The sequence below is a fragment of the Streptomyces antioxidans genome, from assembly GCF_000968685.2.
Lineage (GTDB): Bacteria > Actinomycetota > Actinomycetes > Streptomycetales > Streptomycetaceae > Streptomyces > Streptomyces antioxidans.
Window position 1 is genome coordinate 72,345 of record NZ_LAKD02000070.1, and the last position, 8,106, is coordinate 80,450.

The following is an 8,106-nucleotide window of genomic DNA, read 5'->3' on the forward strand; positions in this document are numbered from 1 at the left end:
CTCCGGCCGCCCCGGCGCCGCCGCGCCCCGCCGGACCAGGCGGCCGGTGGGGCCCTCAGCCACCGGTGGCCCTCCGCGACGATGCCGCGAAGGGCCACCGCGGCGTTTCCGCGGCCGGGTCAGCCGCGGATCACGCCCGTAAGGCGGCGTCAGCCGGGGATCACACCCTTACGGTGTCATCGGCGGCGTCGGGCTCCTCGGCACGCCCCGGACCGGAGGCACCGGACGCGTGGGGGGAGTCGAAGCGGTGGTTGGGCCACCACGCCTTGGAGCCGAGCATCGCGGTCACCGTCGGCACCAGCAGCAGCGCCATGATGAACGCGGTGAGCAGGATGCCGAAGGCGACGGCGAACCCCATCTGCTGGAGCATGGTGTTGCTGGCCAGCATCAGCACACCGAAGGTGCCCGCGAGGATGATGGCGGCCGAACCGATCGTCGGCGCCGACTGGGCCACCGCGAGCCGGGCCGCCTCGGCCGGGGACTTGCCCTTCCCGACCTCCTCCCGCAATCGGGCCACCATCAGGATGTTGTAGTCCGTGCCGATCGCCACCACGAACAGATAGACCACGATCGGCAGCATGAAGAGCAGACCGTTCTCGCCCTTGATGTCCTGGAACAGCCAGACCGTCGAGCCCAGGGTCGCGGCGAAGCCGAGGCCCACGGCGAGCATCAGGTACAGCGGCGCCACCACGCTGCGCAGCAGCAGGCCGAGGATCAGCATGATGGCCACGCCCGCGACCGGGAACACCAGCCGGTAGTCGTGGTTGACCGCGTCCTCGATGTCGCTCAGTACCGCGGTCGTCCCGCCCACCAGGACCTCGCTGCCCTGCGGCGCGGACGCGTGCGCGGTGTCCCGCAGCTCCCCGGACACCAGCGAGATGGCCTTCTCCGAGGCGGGCCGGTACTTCAGCACGACGCTGAACTGGGCCACATCACCCCTGGGGTTGGGAACGGCGGGGGAGACCTCGCCGACGCCCTCGACCCCCTCCAGCTTCTTCCGGAACCCGCTCAGCGCCGCGGGGTCCAGCTTGGCGCCGCCGTCGGACTGCACGTACACCAGGGTCGGGTCGGACTCACCGGCCGAGAAGCTCTTCTGCAGATCCGCCATGGCCTGGACGGACTCCAGGTCCTTCGGCAGCGAGCTGTCGGTGTCGAACTCCGCCTTGAAGCCGAACGCGCCCACCGCGAGGGCCGCCAGCACACAGGCGGACACCGTGGCGATCAGCCCGGGACGGCGCGAGATCAAGGCGCCGGTGCCGTTGGCGAGCCGGTTGCGGGGCGCCTGCTTCCACGCCTTGGACGGCCAGAACGCCTTCGTCCCCAGCAGCGAGAACACCGCGGGCACCAGGGTGAGGGCCGCCACCAGGGTCACCGCGACGGAGATCGCCAGCGATGGCCCCATGGCGCGCATGCTGCCCATCGTCGACAGCGTCAGGGCGAGGAACGCCACGATGACCGCGCCGGCCGCCGATGCGATGGTCTCGCCGACCCGGGAAGTGGCGTCGATCAGCGCTCCCTTGGGCTCCTGGCCCTGGCGGAGGTGTTCGCGGTAGCGGAACAGCAGGAACAGCATGTAGTCCGTGCCGACGCCGAACAGCACCACGATCAGGATCGCGGAGACGCTGCTGTCGGCCTCGAGTCCGAACAGATCGCTGGCGGTGGCGATCAGACCCTGGGCCATGGTGAACATCACCAGGATCATCAGCACGGGCATCAGCGCGATGAGCGGACTGCGGAAGATGGCGCCGAGCAGCACGATGATCAGGACCAGGGTGGCCATCATGATCATGGCGTCGGTGTCACCCGAGGACTCGGTGGAATCGAGCGCCGAGGCCGCGGGACCGGCCACCGAGACCTTCAGCGCGGTGCCCTTCAGGAGTCCGTCGCGGTCCGCGCGCAGATCCTTGACCGACTTCTGGGTGTCCTCGTTGTAGACGTCCTTCTTGGTCGAATAGATGTTGGCCAGCGCCATCTCGCCGTCCTTGGAGACGGCTTCGGGCGTGGTCACCACGGACTTGAAGGTCTTGTACTTCTCGTCCTGGAACCCCTTGGTCGCCTTGACGACGGCGGCCTTGTCGGCCTCGGAGAGCTTTCCGCCGTCCTGCCGCTGGTAGACCAGGATGGCGGCCGCCTTCTCCTGCTGCGGGAACGCGTGTTCCTGGAGCTTGGACACCCGCACCGATTCGTAGTGCGAGGGCAGGAAGTCGGCTTGGTCGGTGCTGGACTTCAGCGGTGGGGCAAGGATGGCCAGGCCGATCGCCGCGATCACCCACATCGCGACGACCAGCCATGGACGGTTGACGGAGAACCGCCCTATTCGCCCGAACATGACGCTCCTTAGGGATTTAATGTTCCGGTAAGAGGGCACGCTAGGACAGTCTTTCGGGGCGGCACCACGTGTCCTCGTGGAAATCGGCCTGGGGGGTGAGGGCGGCTCCGCCAAAGGGTTTAGAGAAGCGGTCCGCGTCTCAGCATCCGTGCTGATGGCGCTCATCGAGCCCGGCCGAGGCCACCGTCCGAGTGCGGGGCCTCGTCGGGACTCCCCGCCACGCCTCGTCAGGAGGCGCCCGTAACCTCGTCAGGACTCCCCGCCGACCTCCTGGAGTGCCGTCTTCGCCGCGTCCACGAAGTCCGTGAGGGCCTGCCAGAACGGCCGGAACGCGGCGTGAAAGCGCTGCCCCGCCTCCGGCTCGCCGTCGCGCATCGCACCCAGCGCGCGGTGGAACGGGCCGGTGGCCTTCTGCAGCGCGTTCGCGGCGGTGGCCGCGGCGGCCGGGCCCTCCAGCTCGACCACCCGCACACAGCGACGGATCTTGCCGTACTCGTCGCGTTCCCTCTCGGCCAGCTCGTCCAGGAGGGCGGGGCGGCGTTCCGCCGCACCGGTGCGCTCGGCGGCAGCGATCTCCCAGTACAACTGGCCAGTGCTGTGGGTCTGTTCGATCAGATCGAGATACGCGGTGCGCCTGCTGTCGCGCAGCCGCTCCGCACGCTGGGTGAGCGCTGCGGTGTCCGCCTGGATCCGGGCGGCCCGGGTGTTGCCGCGGCTGGTGACCCAGCTGGCCAGGACGGCGGTGCCGCCGGTGAGGGCCGCGATCCAGAATGTGCTGTCAGTCATGGCCCCCGTACCGTCCTCAATTCCCCGAACGCTGAAGATCCGCGATTCCCCGAGCGCTGAACATCCGCTGTCCCTTGGTCATCATCGGCCACGGCGGCCATCCCCCGATGGTAGGAAGATACGGAAGGAGTAACGGTTCGGCGGTATGTGCCACCGATATGTTCCGGAGCATGAGCGCATCCGGGCTGCTGCCCGTAAGGACCCAACTGCGGCCCGTCGTCTCCGAGTTGAGGCTTTCGGCCTTCAAGAGCCACCGCCGTGCGGCGTTTCGGCTGGGGCCGCTGACCTTGATCTCCGGTCCGAGCGGCAGCGGCAAGTCGGGGGTGCTGGAGGCGTACGCGGCGCTCGCGCGGCTCGCGGGCGGCGCCCGGCTCGCGGAGGTGTTCCGCGATCCGGCCGCGTACATCCCGCGCCGGGCGCGGCCGGACCGGCAGGGGCGGCGCGGCTTCCGCATCGGCTGCACCGTGGACGGCCCGGTCGGGCCCGTACGGGTCGATGTCGCCGTACAGGTCGAGCCCGAACTGCGCATCGTGGGCGAGCGGATGACGGGGGCGGGGGAGACCCTGCTGGAGACGGCGCTGCGCGACCCGGGGCGGCGTTGTGTCCAGGCCGCCTGGCACACGGCGGGCGCGGTCGCGGTGACCCGCGCCCCGCTGCCCGACGACCGGCTGGCGACCTCGCTGCTGCCGCTGCGGGTCGCGGGCACGACGGAGGGGCAGCGGCTCGCGCTGGCCGCCGCCGAGCAGGTGGTCATCGCGCTGCGCTCGGTCTTCCCCTGCGATCCGCGGCCGGACCGGATGCGGGCGTCGGCGCCGCCGAGGGACGGTCGGCTGCGCGGCGGCTGCGAGAACCTGGCGACGGTGCTGCGGCGGACCAGCCGGGAGTGCGGCACGCGGCACGCGGCGCTGGTCGCGGCGGTCCGGGCGGGGTGCGCCGGGCCGGTCGAGGGGCTGGTCACGGAGGGGCGCGCGGACGGGGTGGTGCGGGCCCTGGTCGAGCAGGGGGAGTTCGGCGCGATGCCCGTGGAGCGCCTGGGCGACGGCGAGTTGCGGTATCTCGCGCTCGCGCTGGTGCTGCTGACCGGGCCCGGTGTGCTGGCCGTGGACCCGGCGGCCGATGTGCTCCCCGCGCGGCAGGTGCTGACCGTGCTGGCCGACGGTTTCGACCGGTGTCTGGACCGGCGGCAGGCGCGGGAGCTCCTGGGGGTGGCGGCCCGGATGTGCGCACGGGGGCACATCCGGCTCGTGGGGACGGTGGGGGACGTGACGGGGGCGGTCGGGGACGCCCCCGTCACGGTGGTAGACCTGGGGCGTGAGCGAGTCCCATGAGAGCGAACGACGAACCGACGGCCTGGATGTGGCGGCGCTGCAGCGCAGGCTGGCCGCCTTCGCGGCGGCGCGCGACTGGCAGCGGTACCACACCCCCAAGAACCTCGCGGCGGCGCTGAGCGTCGAGGCGTCGGAGCTGGTGGAGATCTTCCAGTGGCTGACGCCTGAGGAGTCGGCGCGGGTGATGGGGGAGGAGGGGAAGGCGGCCCGGGTCGAGGACGAGGTCGCCGATGTGCTGGCGTACCTCCTTCAGTTCTGTGAGGTGCTGGGGATCGACGCGCTCGCGGCGCTTTCGGCGAAGATCGACCGGAACGAGGTGCGGTTTCCGGTGAGCGGGGGGCGCTGAGGGCGTACGGGGGCTGGGCGCGGCACGGGCGGGGGCTGGTCGTGAGCGGCGTGGGCGGGGGCTGTCCGTGAAAGGGGGCTTTGGCGGTGAAGAGGTGATGTCGCGGTGAACGGGTGGCTATGACGGTGAACGGGGGCTGTCGCAGTGAACCGTTATCTCCGGTGGTTCGCGAGGCTCCGACCCCTTGATCCGTCACTCTCCGTGGTGACGAAGTTATCCACATCGCAACTGTTGTCAACAGATTCCTGAATTCCCCTAGCTTTTCTGGCTGTTAGTCATCACTCTGGGTAGTGGAGGAGTGACGGGCTCGGAAGTCCGTTGAGAGGGGTGCGGGAATGGACGCGATGCGGCTGATCGGTGTCACCCGGCACGCGCTGGCGAAGGCCGGGAGCGTGCACGACATCGTGGCCGAAGCCTGGCAGGTTCAAGCGCTGGCCGAAGCGGTCGGCGGATATTTCGCGGTGGGCGGCCCGGCGGCGGCGCGAGCGGAGGCGCGCGGTCTGTGCGAGGCGGGCGGGCGGGCGCGCGGCGCCCTGTTCCACCCGGCGCTGCACCACCCCACGCTGCGCGGCGGCGGCTTACGGGCCGCCCAGCTCTCGGAGGTGCGGGATCCGAGGGCGGTGCTGCTGGCGCTGGGGGAGCTGTTGGCGGAGGCGGGCTTCGCGCTGGTCGGGGTCGCCTCCAATACCGAGGAGGAGGCGCTGTACTGGCAGTGCGTGGAGGCGATCGACGCGGCGGACGAGGCCAGGGACCGGGTGCACGGCATGCTCAGGCACCTCACCTTCCGCGAATGGGGCGGGGAGTGGGGTGGTGCCGCGTGACGAGGCAGGATGGGTGCTATGGATCTTCGCATCTTCACCGAGCCCCAGCAGGGGGCGACCTACGACACGCTGCTCGCCGTCGCCAAGGCCACCGAGGACCTCGGGTTCGACGCCTTCTTCCGGTCCGACCACTACCTCCGCATGGGAGATGTGGACGGCCTCCCTGGCCCGACCGACGCCTGGATCACCCTGGCCGGGCTGGCCCGCGAGACCCGGCGGATCCGGCTGGGCACCCTGATGACCGCAGCCACCTTCCGGCTGCCCGGTGTGCTGGCGATCCAGGTGGCACAGGTCGACCAGATGTCGGGTGGGCGAGTCGAGCTGGGCCTGGGCGCGGGCTGGTTCGAGGAGGAGCACCGGGCCTATGGGATCCCCTTCCCCAAGGAGAAGTTCGCCCGGCTGGAGGAGCAGCTGGCCATCGTCACCGGGCTGTGGCAGACCCCGGTCGGCGAGACCTTCGGCCATGACGGTGCCCACTACCAGCTGGTGGACTCCCCGGCGCTGCCCAAGCCCGCGCAGAGCAAGGTGCCGGTGCTGATCGGCGGCCAGGGGACCACCCGCACCCCGCGGCTGGCCGCGCGGTACGCGGACGAGTTCAATATGCCGTTCGCCTCGCCCGAGGACAGCCAGCGCCAGTTCGGCCGGGTGCGGGAGGCGGCCGAGGCCGCCGGGCGCGAGGGGGACGACCTGGTGTACTCGAGCGCGCTGGCGGTGTGCGTGGGCAAGGACGACGCCGAGGTCGCCCGGCGGGCCGCGGCGATCGGCCGGGAGGCCGAGGAGCTGAGGCAGAACGGTCTGGCGGGCACCCCGGCCGAGGTCGTCGAGAGGATCGGCCGCTATGCCGAGGCGGGCGCCTCCCGGCTCTACCTCCAGGTGCTGGACCTGAGCGACCTCGATCACCTGGAGCTGATTTCCTCGCAGGTTCAGGCCCAGCTGGGCTGAGCGCACCACCAGGAGGGCCCGTGATGTCTATACCCGCCATCCCCCTGGCCGCCGCGCTGGAGCGCGGACCGCTCGTCCTCGACGGCGGTCTGTCCAACCAGTTGGAGGCACAGGGCTGCGATCTCTCCGACGAGCTGTGGTCGGCCCGGCTGCTGGCCGACGACCCGGGGCAGCTCGATGCGGCCCACACCGCTTACGTCCGGGCGGGCGCGCGGGTGCTCATCACCGGCAGCTATCAGGCCACCTACGAGGGGTTCGCCCACCGGGGCGTGGGCGATGAGGAGGCCACTGCGCTGCTGCGGCGCAGCGTCGAGCTGGCCCGCGGGGCGGCCGAGCGGGGCGCCGAGCCGGTGTGGGTGGCCGCCTCGGTGGGCCCGTACGGGGCGATGCTGGCGGACGGCAGCGAGTACCGGGGGCGTTATGGGCTGGGCGTGGCCGAGCTGACGCGGTTTCACCGGCCGAGGATCGAGGCCCTGGCCTCGGCCGGACCCGACGTGCTGGCGCTGGAGACTGTGCCGGACGCCGATGAGGCCGAGGCGATGCTGAGCGCCGCCGAGGGATGCGGGGTGCCGGTATGGCTCTCCTACAGCATCGCGGGGGAGACGACCCGTGCCGGGCAGCCGCTGAGGGACGCCTTCGTCCTGGCCGCGGGGACCGGCCAGGTGATCGCCGTCGGCGTCAACTGCTGTGAGCCGGGCGACGCGGACCGGGCCGTGGAGCTCGCGGCCGCCATCACCGGCAAGCCGGTGGTGGCGTATCCGAACAGCGGAGAGGAGTGGGACGCCACGACCCGGAGCTGGCGCGGCCCGGCGACCTTCGACCCGCGACGGGTCGACGCATGGCGGGCCGCGGGGGCACGGCTCATCGGCGGCTGCTGCCGGGTCGGCCCGGAACGGATCGCGGAACTGGCCACCGCGCTACGGAACCACTAGCCGCATGCCCCCTACGGCGCACGGCTCCCCTCCCCTCACCTGGGTCTGCGCCCCAGGGCTTCGCCCCAGCCCCGGCCTGGGCCTCCGCTCCAGCCCGTGCTCGGGGTTTCCGCCCCTGGCCCCCGCCTGTGGCCGTGCTCCGGGTCTCCACTTCAGCCCCTGCTCCGTGACTCCGCCCCTGCCCCTGCTCCGGGTCTCTGCCCCTGCCCCGGCCCGGGGCTTCGCTGCAGGACCTGGCCCCGGCCTCCGCCTCCGCCCCTGGTGGCTCCTCCCTCGGCTCCCCGGGGCTTCGCCCCAGACCCCAGACTCCGGGCCGGGGCTTCGCTCCAGGATCCTGGCCCGGGCCTCTGCGCCCGCCCCTGGGTCTCTGCCCCGCCCCGGGTCTTCCGTCCCCGACCTCGGCCGTGGCCTCGCCCCCGCCCCTGGGACGGGGCCCGCTCCAGGTTTCCGGCCCGGGTCTTCGCTCTAAACTCCCAGGCCCCGGCCTGGGGGTTCTGCCCCACGGCTCCGGGCCGGGGCTTCCCTCAGACCTCAGACCTCGGGCTGGGGCTTCGCCCTAGCGGTCTGGGTCGGGGTTCGCTCCGGGGCCGGGTTGCGTCCTGGGAAGTGGTGTACGGGTTCC

Annotated in this window: 7 protein-coding genes; 5 read left to right on the top strand and 2 right to left on the bottom strand. The window is 71.8% G+C overall.

Annotated elements, in window-relative coordinates:
• Positions 1-160: 160 nt before the first annotated feature.
• Together VT50_RS25025 and VT50_RS25030 are read right to left on the bottom strand one after the other, a co-directional pair.
• Positions 161-2,329 (bottom strand): MMPL family transporter, encoded by a 2,169-nt coding sequence (locus VT50_RS25025; RefSeq protein ID WP_046088427.1) that lies wholly within the window; start codon positions 2,327-2,329, stop codon positions 161-163.
• 249 nt (positions 2,330-2,578) lie between these two features.
• The gene (locus VT50_RS25030; RefSeq protein WP_046088426.1) at positions 2,579-3,115 is read right to left on the bottom strand and encodes a hypothetical protein; all 537 of its coding nucleotides are present in this window, start codon (positions 3,113-3,115) and stop codon (positions 2,579-2,581) included.
• Positions 3,116-3,285: 170 nt separating this feature from the next.
• Between VT50_RS25030 and VT50_RS25035 the strand changes: the two genes are divergently transcribed.
• The 5 genes from VT50_RS25035 (at position 3,286) to mmuM (ending at position 7,484) form a co-directional block, all read left to right on the top strand.
• Positions 3,286-4,443 carry an AAA family ATPase gene (locus VT50_RS25035; protein ID WP_078840859.1) on the top strand — a complete coding sequence of 386 codons (1,158 nt, stop codon included), beginning with the start codon at positions 3,286-3,288 and terminating at the stop codon, positions 4,441-4,443.
• Complete coding sequence (locus VT50_RS25040) at positions 4,427-4,789, top strand: nucleotide pyrophosphohydrolase (protein WP_075200454.1); 363 nt, start codon at positions 4,427-4,429, stop codon at positions 4,787-4,789. Before VT50_RS25035 ends, VT50_RS25040 begins: the two co-directional genes overlap by 17 nt.
• A 335-nt stretch (positions 4,790-5,124) precedes the next feature.
• On the top strand, positions 5,125-5,610 hold the full coding sequence (locus VT50_RS25045; RefSeq protein WP_046088423.1) for a DUF6099 family protein: 486 nt from the start codon (positions 5,125-5,127) through the stop codon (positions 5,608-5,610).
• 18 nt (positions 5,611-5,628) lie between these two features.
• The gene (locus VT50_RS25050; protein ID WP_046088422.1) at positions 5,629-6,552 is read left to right on the top strand and encodes an LLM class F420-dependent oxidoreductase; all 924 of its coding nucleotides are present in this window, start codon (positions 5,629-5,631) and stop codon (positions 6,550-6,552) included.
• Between the two features lie 23 nt (positions 6,553-6,575).
• Positions 6,576-7,484, top strand: a complete 909-nt coding sequence (gene mmuM / locus VT50_RS25055; protein WP_046088421.1) for a homocysteine S-methyltransferase — start codon at positions 6,576-6,578, stop codon at positions 7,482-7,484.
• The last annotated feature ends 622 nt before the right edge of the window (positions 7,485-8,106 follow it).

Coding starts and splice junctions, on each gene's coding strand:
- VT50_RS25025 (WP_046088427.1), bottom strand. CDS start 2,329: ATGTTCGGGCGAATAGGGCGGTTCTCCGTCAACCGTCCATGGCTGGTC.
- VT50_RS25030 (WP_046088426.1), bottom strand. CDS start 3,115: ATGACTGACAGCACATTCTGGATCGCGGCCCTCACCGGCGGCACCGCC.
- VT50_RS25035 (WP_078840859.1), top strand. CDS start 3,286: ATGAGCGCATCCGGGCTGCTGCCCGTAAGGACCCAACTGCGGCCCGTC.
- VT50_RS25045 (WP_046088423.1), top strand. CDS start 5,125: ATGGACGCGATGCGGCTGATCGGTGTCACCCGGCACGCGCTGGCGAAG.
- VT50_RS25050 (WP_046088422.1), top strand. CDS start 5,629: ATGGATCTTCGCATCTTCACCGAGCCCCAGCAGGGGGCGACCTACGAC.
- mmuM (WP_046088421.1), top strand. CDS start 6,576: ATGTCTATACCCGCCATCCCCCTGGCCGCCGCGCTGGAGCGCGGACCG.